1 protein-coding gene is annotated in these 262 nt (G+C 28.6%); it reads left to right on the top strand.

Translation table 11 applies throughout. The features are described from left to right. Nucleotides 1–262 (top strand): HAAS domain-containing protein (locus tag SB717_RS36945; RefSeq protein ID WP_410908058.1); only part of this gene is annotated, 262 nt, incomplete at both ends.

The raw sequence follows: 262 nt of genomic DNA, 5'->3' as shown, positions 1-262 counted from the left end.
ATGCAAATCAACTTGCCAAAGAGATGGAAGTTGATAAAAAAGGGAATTATAAATTATTGCTTTACTTTATTATAAATTTATTAGCATTCACGATGATGAAGAGTGTATTTTTTAGTGAAGCCGACCATCGTTTGTCTTATTCTTTAATTGAATTAATCGGATATCCGATTATGATTTTTGTAGGAATTAGTGTATTAATATGGGGCATGAGAACAGCCTCATTTAAGCGTAAAAGAACTGAATTTTTAATTATGTATATAAC

Source organism: Priestia sp. SIMBA_032 (assembly GCF_046535215.1).
GTDB lineage: Bacteria > Bacillota > Bacilli > Bacillales > Bacillaceae_H > Priestia > Priestia aryabhattai.
The sequence above is the reverse complement of the archived record's forward strand: the minus strand, read 5'-3'. Positions and strand labels throughout refer to the sequence as shown.